Raw genomic sequence first — 17713 nt, 5'->3', positions numbered from 1 at the left:
GCCTCGGAAGAACAAAGGCCGTTTTTTACTGCAAAATGCGTAAATTTGGGGCGTTTTTTCGGGGTGGCCGGTCCGCTCCCGCTTGTTGCCATGTCTTATTTCGTTCGCTACCGTTCCGATTACCGCGAGTTGCTCAAACTCGGACTGCCGATCATGGTCGGCCAGCTCGGAATCGTGATTGTCGGGTTCATGGACGGGCTGATGGTCGGACGCTATGGGATGGACCATCTGGCAGCCGTATCCTTCGTAAACAGTGTCTTCAATATTCCCATTCTTTTCGGCCTGGGATTTTCCTACGGTCTGACCCCGCTCGTGGGCCAAAGCTACGGCACGGGCGATACGTCGCGCATCGGCCAGTGGTTGAAAAACAGTCTGGCGGTAAACATGGCTGTGGCTGTCGTCATGATGGCGGTGATGGGGGTGCTCTACCTGAATGTGGATCGCATGGGGCAACCCGAAGAGTTGTTGCCGCTGATCCGACCCTACTTCGCCCTGCAACTGGCTTCGTTGCCGTTCGTCATGCTGTTCAACGGATTCAAACAGTTTGCGGACGGAATTACCGATACGCGGCTTCCGATGTATATCATGATCGGGGGAAATGCCTTTAACATCCTCGGCAACTACGTCCTGATTTACGGTAAACTGGGGCTGCCGGACATGGGGGCTACGGGTGCCGGTATCTCCACCCTGCTGACCCGTGTGCTGATGCCCGCGCTGTTTGCCGTCATCTTTTTTTACACGCAGCGTTACCGGCGTTACCGTCCGGCGTTTCGCGACGGGCGTTTGTGCTGGCCGTCGATACGAACTTTGACCGGTATGGGTACGATGGTCGGTCTGCAGATGGGGATTGAAAACGGTATGTTCAGCATTGCTGGCGTGATGATTGGATGGCTTGGCGCGGTCGAACTGGCTTCGCATCAGGTGATTCTCTCGGTCTCGACGCTCGGTATCCTGCTTTACTACGGAACGGGTGCGGCGATCTCCATTCGCGTGAGCCACTTTTACGGACGGCGCGACTCGACGGGGGTGCGGCGAACCGTGCGGGCCGGTCTGCAGCTCATGGCGGCGATGTCCGTGGTGATCTGCTGTGCCTTCCTGGCGCTCCGTCCCTTCATGGCCCGTATTTTCAATGCTCCGCCCGAAGTGGCGGAGATCGTCTCGGTGCTGATGCTGATTCTGCTGACGTTGCAGGTCGGCGATGTGTTCCAGGTCACCTATGCCAATGCGCTGCGCGGGATGAACGACGTGACCTCGATGGCGGTGATCTCGCTTCTGGGCTATTTCGTGCTGGCCCTGCCGCTCTGCTATCTGTTCGGTTTCGTGCTGCACGGGGGGATCTTCGGAATCTGGTGGGGCTTCCCGATAGGGCTGCTCTCGGCGGGCCTCATGATGATGGGACGTTTCTACAATCGGACGGGTAAAAATCGGGTGTAATGGACAAACGGACGACGATACGGGTCTCACTGGTGGTGGCGATCGCCTTTTTCATGCAGTTTCTCGACACCACGGCGGTCAATACGGCTATTCCTGCCATGGCCGATGCCTTTGCAACGGATGTGGTCCACCTGAGTACGGGCGTGACCTCCTACCTGATGGCGTTGGCCATCTTTATCCCCATGAGCGGCTGGATTGCAGACCGCTACGGTACGCGGCGGGTCTTCTGTTCGGCCATTGCGTTTTTTATTTTGGCCTCGGTGTTGTGCGGCACGTCTCAGAACCTGCTTCAGTTCGTGATCTATCGCCTGTTGCAGGGGATGGCCGGGGCGATGATGGTGCCCGTGGGACGGCTGGCGGTGCTGAAGGTTACGCCGAAAGATGAGCTGGCTGCGGCCATGAACTACATTACGGTGCCTGCCCTTGTGGCACCGATCGTGGGGCCGATGATCGGTGGTTATTTGACTACCTATTGGTCGTGGCGCTGGATTTTCTACCTCAATGTGCCGATCAGTATCGCCTGTATCCTGTTGGCGTGGCACTACATCCCCAACGAGGAACCGCGAACGGGACGGGCGGTCGTCAAAAAACCGTTCGACTGGGTCGGCTTTGTGCTGAGCGGCGTGGCGGTGGCCGGCTTTATGTACGGAGTCGAACTTTTCAGCAAAACCGATGTTTCGTATTGGGCTGCGTTGGCGACTGTGGGCGGAAGTCTGGCTGTGCTGGCGGTCAACGTTTGGCTGTCGAAACGGATGAAGGCTCCGCTGATCGACTACTCCGTGATGCGGATCCGTACGTACAGCATCACCATTTGGACCGGCTCCGTGTCGCGAATCGTGATCGGTTCGTTTCCGTACCTGGTGCCGTTGATGTTCCAGGAGGGGTTCGGCCTCAGCCCCTTTGAATCGGGGCTACTGTTCCTCTCCACGATGGTGGGCAACCTCTCGATGAAATCGGCTACGGTGTGGATTATCCGTCATTTCAAGTTCCGGACGATTCTGTTGGTCAACGGGGCGCTGGTGGCACTCTTTACGGTCTTCACGGCGCTGTTCCTGCCCGAAACGCCGGTTTGGATCATCGTCCTGACGCTGTTCCTTTCCGGGATGGTGCGGTCGATGCAGTTCAGTTCGCTCACGACGCTGGCTTTTGCCGATATTGCCGAACGCAAAATGACGCCGGCCAATACGTTGTACAGCACGATCCAGCAGATGTCGACCGGGATGGGAATTGCGGTTGGGGCCGTGGCGTTGCGTTTTGCCAATATCCTCGACGGAGGGGTGGCGGGACACTATACCGTGCCTGATTTCCGGTTGGCCTTTCTGATGATTGCTGCGGTCGGTTTCCTGCACCTGTTCGGCTATGCGCTGCTGAAGCCGACGGCCGGCAATGCGGTGCGCGGAAAGAGATAGTCGGTGGAACGATTTACTCCTTTCAGGGCAAAACGATGTGACATGGTTTCAAAACAGTGTTGACCCTCTGTCGTAGGAAATAAACAACAGAGCCAGACTCAATGTGATGAGTCTGGCTCTGTTGCGTGATGGCGGTGAGGTTTAGTCGTTGTGGGTCGTTCGCCAGGCCTGAATGTCGGCGATGGTCACCACCGGGTAGTCATGCTGTTCGGCGAACTCGACGATTTGTGGCAGACGTGCCATGGTGCCGTCTTCGTTGGTCAGTTCGCAAAGCACGGCATAGGGAGAAAGACCGGCCAAACGGACCAGATCGACGCTCCCTTCGGTATGCCCGTCGCGTTCGAGTACGCCTCCTGCGCGGGCGATCAGCGGGAAAACATGTCCCGGATGGCTCAACGAGGCGGGTGTTGCGTTCGGAGCGACCGCTGCGCGGATTGTCTGGATGCGGTCTGAGGCCGAAACGCCGGTTGTAACGCCTTCGGCGGCTTCGATCGAGATGGTGAAGGCGGTACCGTATCGACTGGTGTTGTGCTCGACCATCAGCGGCAGGGCCAGTTCCCGGGCTTTGTCGGGCGGCAGACAGAGACAGACGATTCCGCTGCACGAGCGGATCATCAGGGCCATCTGTTCGGTGGTCATCGTCGTGGCAGCAAAAATCAGATCGCCTTCGTTTTCTCGGTTTTCGTCGTCGGTGAGCAGGATGCCCCTACCCTCCCGCAGGGCGGCTGCGGCGCGTGTGACCCTTTCAGCGGGTGTACCGTACCGGCCGAGCAGTTCGTTCGTCTCCATGATTATTTGACGTAGCCTACCGGGTGGCACAGCATGATGGTTTGTGTGCCGGTCAGTTTCAGGGCCGTTTTCAACTTGTTGCGATCCATGGTGCCGCGGGCATAGGTACCCAGTCCGGTGCCGGCGCAGAAGAGCGAAATGTTTTGCGACACAATCCCAGCATCGAGCGGTGCCCAACTTTCGTTGGTGTCGGTGACGAGCACCAGTACGACCGGTGCCTGCTGGGTCGGCCGTGCGTCACCGGCGGTCAGCGGGTCGAGCGTGCGCTGTTGCGGATTGTAGAGGTAGCTCCCCTTGGCGGTGCAGACGTAAACCTTTACGTCCTGTTTGTTCATGGCCGATGGGGCGGTACGTTTGCCGGACTCGGGCCGGTTGATGCCGTTGGCGGCCCACACCAGGTCCGAAAGGTCTTGCGTGCTGAGCTCTTTGTTGGCGTACGTGCGGATCGATTGACGTTTCGAGAGGGCCTGCATGATCGATTCGCCGCGTTTGAGGTTCGGCGTGTTCAGTTTGATCGGTTGCAGGGTCTGGGTCTGTGGTTCAAGCGGAGTCGCGGCCTGAGCCGTCAGCCCGGCTGTCGCCATACCGGCAACGGCCATCAGGCAAATCAGGGTATGTTTCATAGCGATTGAGTTTGATGTTTGTTTTTTCAGGTAACAAAATTACTCATGTGATCTTTCTCTGTATGATGCTATTTTTGCATCATTGCTGCGTATATTTGCGTATGGCTATATTGGAACGTAAAATCGTGCATGGAGTCGAATCGTCGTTCAGCCACATGATCTATCCGCGGTTCGTGTTGCCGCGCCATCGTCACGCGGAATTCGAACTGATGGCGATTACGGCCGGAAGCGGGAAAGTGTTTGTAGGCGAAGCGGCTGCGGATTACACGGCGGGTGACCTGATGTTGATTGGCAGTAATATTCCGCATCTGCATCTGTGTAATACGGTGTTGTCGGCTGCGGCTGGGGTGCCGAGTTCGGGTGAAGCACTGCAATTCCCTCCGACGATTTTTCCGGATGCGATGAGCAGTATCCCTGAATATGCACGTGTGGCGCGGTTGCTGGATAAAAGTCGCCAGGGACTTCGTTTTCGCAGCGAAGAGCTGGCAGGTCGTGTCGTCGAGCAGATGCATGTTCTGGATCACAGTGCCGGTGTAAAAAAACTGGTGGTGCTGTTGGAGGTGTTGGATATGTTGGCACAGTCGTCGGATTACTGCGTGTTGTCGGAAGTGGAGTTCGGTGCTGAAGGTAGAGGGGGCGAAATGGGGAGTGGCCCGACGGAACGTGTCTGTGCATTCCTGGTCAGCCATTTTCGTGAACGAATCGAGCTGGGGCGACTGGCGGATGTGGCCGGGATGAACCCGGCAGCGTTATGTCGGGCTTTCCGGCAGCGGACCGATAAAAGCATATTCCGCTACTTGTGTGAGATGCGGATCGAATATGCTTGCAAACTGCTGGCTCACTCCGATCTGACCGTTTCGCAAATCGCCTACGAGTCGGGCTATAATAACCTCTCGCATTTCAATCGTCAGTTCCGGGAGGTGATGCGCCGCACTCCGTCTGAATATCGCCTACAGATTAATGCGGCTGTCCGATAACGTACCTGTGGCCCGGAAACAATCGTATATAATCGTATTCTTCGGGTGTTGAAAGTGGCATTGACGACACAATACCGTTGATTATCCGGAAAATGTATCGGTTTATCGATTCCAATGGTTAATTTTGCAATCTGAACGTTCTGGCATGGGCGGATGGTGGATATTGTGCGGGGTGTTTCGGCACGTGCGGGAGTGAATGTCTGAAAGGAGTGGAAGGTCGCTGGGCGAAACGGAAGCGCGTGTGCGATGAACGTTATCTGAAAGGTCATTATGAGTTTGCGTAATTTCTGTAATCGACGTACAATTCTGTATCTGCTCGGGATGAACGTCATGGCTTTGGGCATCCTTTTAAGTACACGTTCGCTGCTGGGAGTGGCAGCCATCAGTTCGGTAGCCTATTCGTACTCCAAATTCCTGCATATCTCTTTCGGAACGGCGAATGTCATTCTGTTTTTTATTTTTATCACCATCCAGGCACTGCTTCTTAAATCTTTGTCGCCGAAACTGTTGTTGCAGATTCCGATGGCTTGTCTGGTCGGCTGTTTCATTGGGCTGTACGACTGGATCGTACCCGAAATAAATCCGCCTTTTGCACTGGGGCTGGTGTTGCTCGTCGTGTCGAACATTCTGACGGGAATCGGTGTCTATGGCATGACCAAAGCCAACCTGGTGCTCGACCCCGGTAACGGAATAGTCGATACGTTGTGTCGAACGCTGAACCGTCCCTTCTCGTATCTGCGTGTGCGGTTCGATATTTTGCTGGTGACGTTTACGATTCTTTCGGGGTTGGTTATCGCCCATAAAGTGGTCGGTGTGGGAGTCGGTACGCTGATTTCGGCTATCCTGATCGGCAAGAGCGTCGGCTTCACGGGACGATTGGCCGATCGCTACGTAAACCACTGGCTGCAGGTGCGCCGGTGAAAGTAGGTGCAGACTGTTGTCTGACTCTATCCATCTCTGTTTTGATGAAGTTGGTATTGTTATGAAAACGAATCGTGAAGAGATTCTGCAAAATGCGCTTCGGTTGTTCATGTCGATGAACTACGAGCGGGTCAGTTTGCAGATGATTACCCGAAAGGTTGGTCTGACCAAAACTGGAATTTTCAACTACTACCCCACCAAACAGGATCTTTTCGTGGCTGTGGCCGACCGGTTTCTGTTCGTGGCGCAGGATCCTCAGAAAAAGTATGATGACTCGGACGGAACGCTGGCCGATTATCTCGAAAAGTATGTGCAGGGGGTGAAACGAACGATGGCCGAGATTGTCAGACTGGGAAATTTCGATATCGAAACCATGCCTGGTCGTTCGGCCAATGCGGGCTATTTCCATTTCATACAACAGGTCCTGGCCTACTATCCCGATTCCAAAACAAAAATCGATCAGCTCTTTGCGACGGAGTATGACCATTGGCGGCGGGTGGTCAGCCGAGCTGTCGAGAGTGGAGAGATCAGTTCCGATACGGATGTGGATGAGGCGGTTGCTCTTTTCAGGCAGGTGTTCGTAGGACTCTCGTTCGAAATGTCGTTTTTCACGGGGCTTGACACGGAGCAACTCGGTCGCCGTTTCAGGTATATATACGGTCTGCTCAAACGTTAGGAACTCGAATTTTCATAGTAAAAGCAAAAATATGACCAGAGGGTCATATTTTTGCTTTTTTATTATACCTTTGTTGAAACTAAAAATGACCAATCGGTAATAAATTATGGAAAACAAACCTTTTGAAACGCTTCACAAAAGTTTCAACTACACCCCGGGAAGCATGTTTACGAATCAATGGTCGAATCTGGCTTTCGGCATCGGCATGATCGTTGTGCCGGCCATTTGGCCCTTCGGTATCCGGATCGGACAGGTGCGTATTCTTTCGCCTGCCGTATTCTCTACAATTCTGATGGTGGGGGGCGCATTGCTGCTACTGTTCACCTTCTTCAGCATGCGTAAGGCGCGTACGCTTGCGGCACAGGGCGGAACGATCACTATTGACGGAGGTCGTGTCACTTATCCGTCTGTCAACAAGGGAAAGGTCGAGTACGACTCGTTCCTCATTTCGGATATCGAATACATTAAGGACGACGCCGAAGAACACCAGTGCAAGGTGTCGCTGCCCGATAAATTCGTCATCTTCGAAACCAAGTATTTCGACTCTTGGGAGGAGTTCGAAGAGTTCCGAGCTATCCTCGGTCATTAATTTCTGTCTGAGAGCTAAGTTCCCGCGGCTTGCCTGCCGGAATTGGTTTGCCGATTCTCCTGAAAGGGAGAAACTGTGGGAATCGCGGATCAGGTTCTTCGTATTCATAGTGTATCTGTTTGCTGTGGATGCTGTCGGTGAGGTTACTATTGACGGATCCATATGATAAGAGGACTGTTTTATGGAATCTTGTTTCGGCCTCCTTGTTTTAATCCATACGCGGGTCTCTCTTCCTTTGGGGTCATGCGATGCTTGATACTTGTTCGACGAAGAGCTGTCTGTGCTAACAATCAAATTGACTAAAAACTGAAATTGATGAGTTACGAATTTTATATCATGCTGACGATTGCGGTCGTTGGCGCTGGCGTCTGGATTTTCAAAAAAGCGAAACGAGCCGTAGCGATGGCTCGTAAAATCCGTCGGGCCTATCGCAGTGTTTATCTCAACCCCCACTCAACACTCGATGCCGAGCAGTGTAAGATGCTGGCTGTCGGAGCTCTCTATGCGGCTCAACAGGGTGCCTATCAGAATTCGCTCGAAACGGGTATTCGGGATGAGCTGCCGGAGATTCTGGGTAACTGGTGGGGAATAGAAAACCATGACGATGCCGTCGAGGAGCTTGATTATCTGGCAGGGAAAGGTTTTCGCTACTATTTCCCGTTTGTGTGGGAGGCCTTTCTGTTGGATGATCCTCAGCACCAGGATCGTGTCTTCCAGCAAAACATGACCTCTCAGGAGGATTACGACAAGGTGACGTCGCAACTCCACAATTTGCAGGAAACCTACGATGAGCTGATCACTTGCGGTGTGATTGCGTCGAAGGCAGATATACAGCGTTATGGAGTGGTCGGCTGGGATGCCGGGCGGGGCTGTTTTCTGGCCCGTGCCTGCTTCGAAATGGGTTATTTGACCGAAAACGAAGCGTGGCATTATATCGAAGAGGCCTATCGTTTGGCACGTGAACATTTTTCGTCATGGAATGATCTGGCAATGAGTTACATTCTTGGTCGTTCGATGTGGGGCGGAAAACGCTCCTACAATTCGGTGATGAAGGGCAAGGCGGACACGTTGCTAACCGATACGAAAAGTCCATGGATGCGGTATCCCTTGTAAGATTGATAATGGTAGACCGTAAAATGATCGGCATGGTGAGAACATTGCGTTTCACCATGCCGATCGTCTATTTACGATACTTCAGCAAGATGGAGTGAGTGCGAATGGTTTCGTCAACATCGCGGTACATCTATTATTAGTATCATTAATGTGATGCTTATTGCACTACGAATATGATGTTTCAAGGGTAATGATTATCTTCTGAAAAAAAGTAGACTGAGAGTTTGCGGTAGCAGTTTCTCTTTGGTGATCGATTTAGGAGTATCTTGCGTCCTTGTTACAGAGGGAATGCGTTAAATCTAAAAAAATTAGTGCATCGATATGTGGACGTAATGTTATTGGGGAAGAGATTGTTTGGGGGTAAAAGAGAAGAACCGTAAAAACATTCGTTTTACGGCTCTTTATTGATTGAATTCTGCGGAGAGAGGGGCTCTCGAACGTTATGAATCTTAGAACATAGCATAATATACAAAACTCTGTAAAACAGAGTGATTTACATTTTTCACGTCCTTGTGCGAATCTTTAAAATTCATTAGAATATACCGATTTTAGTCCCTACTTTTGTAGAACAGGGACTAAAATTATCTGACATGGAGATCAAACGTAAATGCCAATTCCTACTCGACAAAGAACCCGGGAAAACAGATGCTAAACTGCGTTATCGGATCAAGTATGCCGGGCATATTGTGGCATTCTCTGTGGGGTATCGTGTGGATATTGAAAAATGGAATACGGAAACACAACGCTGCAAGGCGAACACGACCAATAGGCGCAAACAGACTGCTTCGGAGATCAATAAAGAGATTCAGCGGTTAGAGACTTTGATGGACGATGTGTTTAAAGCATGGGAAGTACAAGAGGAAATTCCTACTCCCGATCAGTTGCGGGAGAGCTTCAATGCTGCCAACCGGGACTCCCTGGGGTTGGCTCCTGTCGTGGTGCGACGTACGCTATTTGAGTATTTCGATGAGTTTACTAAGGAACAGGGTAAACTGAATGACTGGACTTCGGCAACCATTCAGAAGTTTGCGGCTTTGCGAGCACATTTGTGGGATTTTGACCGGGAGCTGACCTTTGAAGTGTTGTCCGAATCCAAGCTGACGGAGTGGGTTGGGTATTTGAAGGACAACTGCCAAATGAGAAATTCAACGATAGGAAAGCAACTCGGTTTTCTCAAATGGTTCTTGCGATGGGCTACGAAGAAAGGATACAACACGAACACGTCATATTCGTTGTTTGCTCCGAAGTTGAAGAGTGCCGAGAAAAAAGTTATCTTTTTAGATTGGGATGAACTGATGACGGTTTACCACTACCCTATTCCGGAAAGCAAGAAGTACCTTCAGCGGGTTAGGGATGTCTTCTGTTTTTGTTGCTTTACCTCGTTGCGGTATTCGGATGTGGAGAACCTGCGCAAATCGGATATTTATGCTGACCACATAGAGGTAACGACGATGAAGACGAGCGATTCGTTGCGGATAGATCTGAACAAGTATTCTCGTTCGATTCTGGAAAAGTATCAGGGTGCATCCTTCCCGAATGACCGGGCGCTACCTGTGATCTCCAATCAACGGATGAATGAGTATTTGAGGGAGTTGGGAGCGATGTGCGGATTGGACAGTGAGGTGACTATTACTTACTATCGTGGAAATAAACGTTATGACGAGATCCACAAGAAATACGAACTGCTGACCACGCACGCCGGTCGTCGCACGTTTATCTGCAATGCCTTGTCGATGGGGATCCCAGCCGAGGTGGTCATGAAGTGGACCGGCCACAGCGACTATAAGGCGATGAAACCATATATCGACGTGGCCGACCGTATCAAAGCCGAGGCTATGAGTAAATTTGACGAGAGGTAGGTTAGCTATTGTATGTTAATTGGGCTGTGATCTTCGGATAGAATTGAATAATTACCCTAAACATGCTTTCTTTCATGTCCTTTCCCTATTAGGTGTTAATTAAGAAAACATATTAAACTACAGCTCCCCTCCTACGCCTTTAAACTTTTCTATGAAAGCCGAAATTCGCTCAAAAACTTGATGTTTTTTTGATAGGTACAATGGATTCAATGGGCTCATTCTGGGTAGAATACTATTAAAGTCAGTCCCGTTCTCACTGGCAAATTCACGCTTCAAGGAGACAGCTAGATAATGCCGAGCCTCTTTTTCATTCAGGTTCTCGCTGGCAATGAGTTCCGCAACTTCTTTTTTCTGTTTGCCTTGTGCATAGACAAAAAATGCCTCTATTATACTACCCTTGTCAGGTATAGAATCCAGATTCGTGTCATGGATAAAATCCACTATCAGACTCTCTTTGGCGCGATTGCCAGTGCTGGCTCGGATGACTCGACGGATTTCGTCAATTAATGACGATTTATCCATTGTCTTTTTATTGTGGTCGAAAATAAGCTCAAGGATATAGTCCAAGTTGATTTCTTGAGATTTGAGGAGGTCGATCTCAAAAACTACATCATCCCAGTCCATAGCATATTTTTCTGTCTGAGCGCCACTTTTCTCCCTCCTCAGCCAATCCCGTATATCATTATATGCAGACCGATAGTCTTGAATAATGCGGTCTGACGGAACCTCGACATTCTGCATCTCGGCAACATCCTCATCGGTTACAAAATATTCGTTCTTGAATGCTTCTATAGTCTCGGGGTGCTGTTTATCGATTCGCTGAAAAGCTTTCAGTGCAGTGAACTCGTCGTAGTTTTGCAGGATATTCTCCACACGTAAATATTCACCAAAGAGCTTGACAAACTCTTTTTTGTCTTTTTCTGTGGCGATATGGTCTGTGTCGGGGTACCGTTCGGCTAACTCTTTTACGATTTCGATATAACCTCGCCGGACTTCACCCGAGAGAATGTCCCTAAACCCTTCCAGATACTCTTTGTAGCTCTTTTCGAGGAGGACGTTTTTCGTGTTTTTGTTGCCAAACAGGGTGATGGCATCGATAGTCGGTTGCTCCAGGTTACGGAATGTAACGATGTTTCCGAACGTTTTGGTGGCATCATAGATTCGATTGGTGCGCGAGAAGGCCTGTATCAGACCGTGATAACGCAAGTTCTTATCCACGAACAAGGTATTCAGGGTGGGCGCATCAAAACCGGTAAGGAACATCCCGACTACAATGACCAGGTCTACCTCTTGGGTTTTGACACGTTTGGCTAGGTCACGATAGTAGTTCTGGAACTCTTTGCTGTCGATGCCATAACTAGTTCCAAAGAGGGTATTGTAGTCCTGAATGGCCTTGGCGAGGAATTCTTTGGCACTGAGGTTCATGGCCGATGGCTCAAAGTTTTCGTCCAGAATTTCTCCGATGGCGGTCTGTTCTTCGTTGGCGGCATAGGAGAAGATGGTCGCAATCTTCAAGGGTTTCTCAGCCTCTTTCTGGAGTCGGTTCAACTCCTCGTAGTAGCATTTGGCGGCATCGACGCTGCTGACGGCAAACATGGCGTTAAAGCCTCTATTCCCACTTTGATTACGATGGGTTTTGATTCGGAAGTTCCGGAGGATGTATTGGGAGATTTCGGTGATACGGGCCGGATGCAATAGGGCTTGTTTGTTTTCGGCAGCGGTTAATTTTTTTTCGTCGAGCTCGGTTTCGATGTACTTGAAGCGTGGGCGTACATCGTTATAGTCGACTTTGAATTTCAGTACTTTTTCGTCTCGGATGGCGTCCGTAATCACGTAGGAATGTAACTCGCGCCCGAAGACGCTAGCGGTGGTTTCCGAACCGTATGCGTTTTCGGGAAATATGGGTGTTCCGGTGAATCCGAATTGATAGTATTTTTTGAATTTCTTTCGTAGAAGTTTTTGTGCTTCGCCGAATTGCGAGCGATGAGCTTCGTCGAAGATGAAAACAACCTGTTTGTGATAGATGGGCAGGTTCTCTTCGCTCTTCATCAGGTTGTTGAGCTTTTGGATGGTGGTGACGATAATTTTATTGTCGTCTTTATCTATATTGCGTTTCAATCCAGCAGTGCTATCAGAACCGTTGACGCTGTCAGGAGAAAAGCGCTGATATTCTTTCATTGTTTGGTAGTCAAGGTCTTTACGGTCCACGACGAAGAATACTTTATCAATGAAATCTAGCTTCATGGCTAATCGTGCTGCTTTGAAACTGGTGAGTGTTTTGCCTGATCCGGTCGTATGCCAGATGTATCCTCCAGCTTCAGTGGTTGCCCACTTTTTCGCTTCGTGTGCGCTTTGGATTTTCCACAGCATCCGCTCGGCTGCCGCAATTTGGTACGGCCTCATAATAAGGAGGGTGTTGTTGGTATCGAAGACGGCATATGTGAAAATGATATTCAGGAGCGTGTTTTTCTGGAAAAAAGTTGCCGTGAAATCCTTGAGATCCTTGATCAGCGAGTTGTCGGCTTTCGCCCAGTTCATGGTAAAGTCGAAGCTGTTTTTGTCTCGCTGGACGGTGTTTGCAAAGTATCGGGTATCGGTACCGTTGGAGATGACAAAGAGTTGGAGGTATTTGAACAGGGAGTTATCTGCGTTCAGGCTCTCTTTGGAGTATCGGTGTATTTGGTTGAATGCCTCTTGAATGGGTGTTCCTCGTTTTTTCAGTTCGATCTGGACCAGGGGCAGACCGTTGACCAAAATGGTCACGTCGTATCGGTTGGCTTGTATTCCATGTTGTTCGAACTGGGAGATCACCTGGATTTTGTTTCGGGCGATGTTTTGTTTGTCTGCGAGATATATGTTTTGGATGTGTCCGTCGTCAAAGACGAAGTCATGGATGTGGTTATCTTGAATTTTACGGGTTTTCTCGACGATTGATTCTCCGGGTTCGTCGAGATATTCAATGACGAATCGGTTCCATTCGGGGTCGGAGAATTGGACCTGGTTCAGGGTCTGAATTTGGGTTCTGGCATTGTTCAGAAGATGTTCCGGAGTATTTAGGTTTGGGAGGTATTCATATCCCAGTTGTTGGAGGTCAATCAGGAGTTCTTTTTCGAGTAGTGCTTCGGATTGGTATGTGGTTGGGGTATTGTATTTTTCGGCGTACTTGGTGTAGTTGTCGAGTACGATGAAGTGATTGGATTGTGCAATGGTGTTATGCTGTTTCATTTTTTCTCTCTGAAGTGACAGGTTGTTTTGATATTATTTAATAAAAAGGTTAATACCTTTTTATCTGTGTCATTAATCATAGATGTTTCTTCTCCTGCGTGTTTTTCGTGGCTACATAAGTTTATAATTCTGGAATAATATGCTTCTTGGGCGTCATCCTGAGGTAACAGTTCTCTCCACCCGGAATATCCAAGAAAGGTCGATGTTTTCTCCAATATTTGCCTTAAGAAGTTATAATGATATTTTTTTTATTTCACCAGATTGTACAACCTTTTCAAGTTCTGATAAGAGCAATAAGTGGTATGAGAATGGCGAGTCGTCCGATTGTTCTTCAAGAGCATATGTCCCATCTTCTTTCTTTTCTAATCGCAGTTTTTTTGAGTGTTTAGGTTTGTATCCATAACGCTTGTCAGCATTGTTGAATTCATTATAGAGTACATTATAGAATAATGGATTATGTGTAGTAATCACAAATTTGACATCCGATTGACTTGATTTGATTAACTCTGCAAGTTTTACAGCCAACTCGATTAAGTGGTTGTCATCCAATGAACTGACGGGGTCGTCAATAAATACATATTTCAAGTCATTAAATTGGGGTGTTGGTCTGTCGGCCTCCTCAGCTACATTTAATACCTCTACAACTTGTTCGAGCAAGCTATAGAAGAAGCACCAGACTAAGCAACTTTCTTCACCTTTTGAAATTTTTACTTTGTTAATTTTTTCATCATTCCCAGCCTCAATCGAGAACGAAATTTCTGAATAGGCTCTAATGGTAATCTCATTATTGTCTTTGTCTTTGGTGCGATATTCTTCATTGAATCGGGGTGTTAGCTTTGTGCTGGTATAATGTTGGAAATGTGTTATTATGTTTCTTTCCTGGCCTTGCTCTTTAAGTATCCAGTCTGTAAATCCATTGGGGTGTATAATCAGTTTTCTATTTTTATCTTCATCCAAGTCATTATCCCAATAGAATAAATCTTCCGTATACGCACTGTAATAGATAATTTTTCCTTTTTTGTCGGCATCATCATCTGTGTCGTTGTCCATTTTTGGGGACACCAATTCTTTGAATTCGCGGGAAAGGCGGGTTTTGCCGACCCCGTTAAAGGCATAAATCAACTGCACCTTCTTATCGGTGTCGCGAAGTGTTTGGGCTATTTCGGTCAATGTCTGTCCCATGTCAATCTTCGGTTATTTTATGGGGAAAATCGAGGATTTTGTTTCGGTAGTATTCGTATTGGCGTTGTCGGAGTTGGATTTCGGCAGGGAGTCCTTGTGCGATGTCGTTGACCAAGGTTTCGAATTTGTCGAGGATGGCAACGATGCGCTGCTGCTCGGCAAGTGTAGGAATGGGTAGCTCACAAGTCTCCATTAATTTTTTCGAACTTAAATTTGGTTGTGCCCCGCCACCTGCCATCACATATAATTCTCGTGTTTTGGATATTAAAAAATGAAACAAATATCGCTTATTTAATTTCTGTTCATTTGGGACAAACTTTCCAACACGTTGATTTATATATGCATCACGGTCATCAATATAACACCCTACTTTCCCTGTAGTAGCTCCTGACATTGCAATTAAAATATCCCCTTTAGATATTTTAAATTGGTTTAAGTCTGTATTATAATCGCGCAAAGAAAAATATTTTACATCACTTAAGTCTACTATAGAACCCTTAATATTCGTAATTCGAATAATAGGCAGTCCTATATCTTTAAATAATGAACTTTTAAATGCAAAACCATTGATAAAATCACACACCTCCCCTAATTTCATCCATCTGATGGCAGGGTCATCGGGGGCAAAGGCCAGGAGTTGATTCCGATAATAGGTATATTGCTCCTGTCTCGCCTGCAGCTCCGCCTGCAGCTCCGCCTGCAGCTCCGCTGTATACGAAGTGAAGGCATCCAGGATGCGCACCACCTCTTCCTGAACCGCAAGCGGAGGAACGGGTATCTTAAATTTTGCAACAACGCTTCTATCGATAGTAGGTACACCTCCTATTCGTCGTTGTGAATAAAAGTAATCTTCATGTATAGACAAACAGTAATAAAGATATTTACTGTTGATGTCGTCTGATTGTCCTAACCAAAAACTACCATCAGAGCACCAAAACGGTTTGTCTAAGAATTTTACACCTCCAATTCCACCAGTATTCACTACAATTGTAGTATTCGCAGGCGCATTATACTGGGTGTATTTACCTAAGATACTATCTTTACTTCCGTGATATACTTCATATTCTCCATCGTCAGACAATTGACTTTTTACTAATCTTTTTCCTCTATTTACACTGACGATGTCTTGAAGGGCTTTGTACTCCACCCCATCGGGGCATAGGCACTGCAACAACTCTGCTAACTTACTCATAAAGCATCCTCCTCTAATTCTGAAACTATCTTATCTATCTCCGCGCGCAATTCGTTCTCCCGGGCCACGATGCGGCGAAGACGGTCATTCAAATCCTTGATATCGGTCTGAGGACGGGTATCCTCGGACTCCACATAACTGCTCACCGATAAATTGTATGAGTTCTCTACTACCTCCTCATAAGCAACAGATCGGCATACATAACGTACATCCTCCTTACGGTCAAAAAGCGATACTATCTTATTGATATGCGCCTCCTTCAATACATTGTTGTTCGTCTCCTTCTTGTAAAATCCCGACCCGCTCGCATCGATAAACTGCGTCTTGGTATCGGGCTTGTGCTTGGACAGGACCATAATATTCACGGCAATCGGGGTGCCGTAGAACAAATTAGGCGGCAGGGAGATGATGGTCTCGATATAATTGTTGTCGATCAGGTATTTCCGGATCTTTTGTTCGGCGCCGCCCCGGTAGAAGATCCCCGGGAAGCAGACAATGGCGGCCCGGCCCCGGCTCGAAAGGTAGCTCAAGGCATGGAGCACAAAGGCAAAATCGGCCTTAGACTTCGGAGCCAATACCCCTGCCGGAGCAAATCGGTCGTCATTGATGAGCGTCGGATCATCCGAACCTACCCAATTTATCGAATACGGAGGATTCGACACTATCGCATCAAAGGGTTTATCAGTCATAAACTGAGGATCGGTCAGCGTGTCACCCAACGCAATATGAAACTTGTCGTAGTTCACATTATGCAGAAACATATTCATCCGAGCTAGGTTGTAGGTCGTATGATTTATCTCCTGACCATAAAAGCCATCTTCAATGATATGCTCCTCAAATTGCTTCCGTGCTTGGAGCAACAACGAACCTGAACCCGCTGCCGGGTCATATATCTTATTGACACTCACCTGTCCACACATCGCCAATCGAGACAGAAGCTTCGACACATTTTGAGGTGTAAAAAATTCCCCCCCTGACTTTCCCGCATTCGCAGCATAGTTATTAATCAGAAACTCGTATGCATCCCCGAACAAATCAATCTGGTGCTCCTCAAAACTGCCGAAATCCAACTCTGCCACACCTTGAAGCACCGATAGCAATCGTTTATTCTTCTGGTCCACCGTCGTTCCCAGGCGTGTGCTCGTCGTATCGAAATCAGCAAACAACCCCTTGATGTTACGCTCCGATGCATACCCGACGGCTGAACCCTCGATAGATGCAAAAATATCTTTCAGGTCCGTATTCAGATTCTCATTTTGCGACGCCGTCCGAACTACATTCACAAACAACTGGCTCGGATAGATAAAATACCCCTTCGTCTTTATCGCATCGTCCTTGATGGCAGGCGTAATGACACTATCGGGCAAATTGGCATAATCCACACTTTTATCACCACCTTCAATGTAGTTAGCAAAATTCTCACTGATATAGCGGTAGAACAGAGCGCCCAATACGAATTGCTTGAAATCCCACCCGTCTACTGCTCCTCTAACTTCATTGGCTATCTTCCAAATTTTAGCCTGTAATTCTTCCCTTTGCTGTATGCTGGTCATGTTTCGATTTGGTTTAGTTTAGTTATCAGGACTCATCCCTTGGGATGATGGGTATGTATTGTTGTTTAACTGTAATGTACCTATCACGGTTTATTTCATTATGTACTGAATATGTCGTTCATATGTATCCCTAACAAGAGACAGATGCGTGTTATAGGGATATCAGTCACA

The 17713-nt window shown here is 48.5% G+C and carries 14 protein-coding genes; 8 read left to right on the top strand and 6 right to left on the bottom strand.

Annotated elements, in window-relative coordinates; genetic code table 11:
* Positions 1-90: 90 nt before the first annotated feature.
* Positions 91-1434 (top strand): MATE family efflux transporter, encoded by a 1344-nt coding sequence (locus BQ5379_RS02045; RefSeq protein WP_071135504.1) that lies wholly within the window; start codon positions 91-93, stop codon positions 1432-1434.
* Positions 1434-2843 (top strand): DHA2 family efflux MFS transporter permease subunit, encoded by a 1410-nt coding sequence (locus BQ5379_RS02040; RefSeq protein ID WP_071133895.1) that lies wholly within the window; start codon positions 1434-1436, stop codon positions 2841-2843. The genes BQ5379_RS02045 and BQ5379_RS02040 overlap by 1 nt, the downstream gene beginning before the upstream one ends.
* A gap of 141 nt (positions 2844-2984) precedes the next feature.
* On the opposite strand, the gene ribB is transcribed toward BQ5379_RS02040, so the two are convergent.
* Positions 2985-3632, bottom strand: coding sequence for a 3,4-dihydroxy-2-butanone-4-phosphate synthase (gene ribB, locus BQ5379_RS02035; protein ID WP_071133894.1), 648 nt, complete (start codon positions 3630-3632; stop codon positions 2985-2987).
* 2 nt (positions 3633-3634) lie between these two features.
* Positions 3635-4255, bottom strand: a complete 621-nt coding sequence (locus tag BQ5379_RS02030; protein ID WP_083377525.1) for a nitroreductase family protein — start codon at positions 4253-4255, stop codon at positions 3635-3637.
* Between the two features lie 62 nt (positions 4256-4317).
* Here BQ5379_RS02030 and BQ5379_RS02025 point away from each other — a divergent pair, with 62 nt between their 5' ends.
* The 6 genes from BQ5379_RS02025 to BQ5379_RS02000 all read left to right on the top strand — a co-directional run bounded on the left by BQ5379_RS02025 (position 4318) and on the right by BQ5379_RS02000 (position 10390).
* Positions 4318-5232 (top strand): AraC family transcriptional regulator, encoded by a 915-nt coding sequence (locus BQ5379_RS02025; RefSeq protein ID WP_235846018.1) that lies wholly within the window; start codon positions 4318-4320, stop codon positions 5230-5232.
* A 270-nt stretch (positions 5233-5502) separates the two neighbouring features.
* A complete protein-coding gene (locus BQ5379_RS02020; RefSeq protein ID WP_262493651.1) occupies positions 5503-6153 on the top strand; it encodes a YczE/YyaS/YitT family protein in 651 nt (216 codons plus the stop codon).
* A gap of 61 nt (positions 6154-6214) precedes the next feature.
* A complete protein-coding gene (locus BQ5379_RS02015; protein WP_071133892.1) occupies positions 6215-6829 on the top strand; it encodes a TetR/AcrR family transcriptional regulator in 615 nt (204 codons plus the stop codon).
* A 106-nt stretch (positions 6830-6935) separates the two neighbouring features.
* Positions 6936-7418: a hypothetical protein gene (locus BQ5379_RS02010; protein ID WP_071133891.1), complete on the top strand. Its 483-nt coding sequence runs from the start codon at positions 6936-6938 to the stop codon at positions 7416-7418.
* A 315-nt stretch (positions 7419-7733) separates the two neighbouring features.
* Positions 7734-8531: a DUF1266 domain-containing protein gene (locus BQ5379_RS02005; RefSeq protein ID WP_071133890.1), complete on the top strand. Its 798-nt coding sequence runs from the start codon at positions 7734-7736 to the stop codon at positions 8529-8531.
* A gap of 590 nt (positions 8532-9121) precedes the next feature.
* A complete protein-coding gene (locus tag BQ5379_RS02000) occupies positions 9122-10390 on the top strand; it encodes a site-specific integrase (RefSeq protein ID WP_071133889.1) in 1269 nt (422 codons plus the stop codon).
* Between the two features lie 117 nt (positions 10391-10507).
* On the opposite strand, the gene BQ5379_RS01995 is transcribed toward BQ5379_RS02000, so the two are convergent.
* From BQ5379_RS01995 to BQ5379_RS01980, 4 genes are all read right to left on the bottom strand, one after another.
* Positions 10508-13615: a type I restriction endonuclease subunit R gene (locus BQ5379_RS01995; RefSeq protein WP_071133888.1), complete on the bottom strand. Its 3108-nt coding sequence runs from the start codon at positions 13613-13615 to the stop codon at positions 10508-10510.
* A 231-nt stretch (positions 13616-13846) separates the two neighbouring features.
* A complete protein-coding gene (locus BQ5379_RS01990) occupies positions 13847-14797 on the bottom strand; it encodes an AAA family ATPase (protein ID WP_205408187.1) in 951 nt (316 codons plus the stop codon).
* A gap of 1 nt (position 14798) precedes the next feature.
* Complete coding sequence (locus BQ5379_RS01985; protein ID WP_071133887.1) at positions 14799-15989, bottom strand: restriction endonuclease subunit S; 1191 nt, start codon at positions 15987-15989, stop codon at positions 14799-14801.
* Positions 15986-17542, bottom strand: coding sequence for a type I restriction-modification system subunit M (locus BQ5379_RS01980; RefSeq protein ID WP_071133886.1), 1557 nt, complete (start codon positions 17540-17542; stop codon positions 15986-15988). Before BQ5379_RS01980 ends, BQ5379_RS01985 begins: the two co-directional genes overlap by 4 nt.
* Positions 17543-17713 lie beyond the last annotated feature (171 nt).

The organism is Millionella massiliensis (genome assembly GCF_900104655.1).
Classification (GTDB): domain Bacteria; phylum Bacteroidota; class Bacteroidia; order Bacteroidales; family Rikenellaceae; genus Rikenella; species Rikenella massiliensis.
The sequence above is the reverse complement of the archived record's forward strand: the minus strand, read 5'-3'. Positions and strand labels throughout refer to the sequence as shown.

Bases quoted from the DNA above. Each gene is read 5' to 3' on its own strand.
- BQ5379_RS01990 (WP_205408187.1), bottom strand. From the start codon at position 14,797: ATGGGACAGACATTGACCGAAATAGCCCAAACACTTCGCGACACCGAT.
- BQ5379_RS02000 (WP_071133889.1), top strand. From the start codon at position 9,122: ATGGAGATCAAACGTAAATGCCAATTCCTACTCGACAAAGAACCCGGG.
- BQ5379_RS02015 (WP_071133892.1), top strand. From the start codon at position 6,215: ATGAAAACGAATCGTGAAGAGATTCTGCAAAATGCGCTTCGGTTGTTC.
- BQ5379_RS02025 (WP_235846018.1), top strand. From the start codon at position 4,318: ATGATGCTATTTTTGCATCATTGCTGCGTATATTTGCGTATGGCTATA.
- BQ5379_RS01980 (WP_071133886.1), bottom strand. From the start codon at position 17,542: ATGACCAGCATACAGCAAAGGGAAGAATTACAGGCTAAAATTTGGAAG.
- BQ5379_RS01985 (WP_071133887.1), bottom strand. From the start codon at position 15,989: ATGAGTAAGTTAGCAGAGTTGTTGCAGTGCCTATGCCCCGATGGGGTG.
- BQ5379_RS02005 (WP_071133890.1), top strand. From the start codon at position 7,734: ATGAGTTACGAATTTTATATCATGCTGACGATTGCGGTCGTTGGCGCT.
- ribB (WP_071133894.1), bottom strand. From the start codon at position 3,632: ATGGAGACGAACGAACTGCTCGGCCGGTACGGTACACCCGCTGAAAGG.
- BQ5379_RS02020 (WP_262493651.1), top strand. From the start codon at position 5,503: ATGAGTTTGCGTAATTTCTGTAATCGACGTACAATTCTGTATCTGCTC.
- BQ5379_RS01995 (WP_071133888.1), bottom strand. From the start codon at position 13,615: ATGAAACAGCATAACACCATTGCACAATCCAATCACTTCATCGTACTC.
- BQ5379_RS02040 (WP_071133895.1), top strand. From the start codon at position 1,434: ATGGACAAACGGACGACGATACGGGTCTCACTGGTGGTGGCGATCGCC.
- BQ5379_RS02010 (WP_071133891.1), top strand. From the start codon at position 6,936: ATGGAAAACAAACCTTTTGAAACGCTTCACAAAAGTTTCAACTACACC.
- BQ5379_RS02045 (WP_071135504.1), top strand. From the start codon at position 91: ATGTCTTATTTCGTTCGCTACCGTTCCGATTACCGCGAGTTGCTCAAA.
- BQ5379_RS02030 (WP_083377525.1), bottom strand. From the start codon at position 4,255: ATGAAACATACCCTGATTTGCCTGATGGCCGTTGCCGGTATGGCGACA.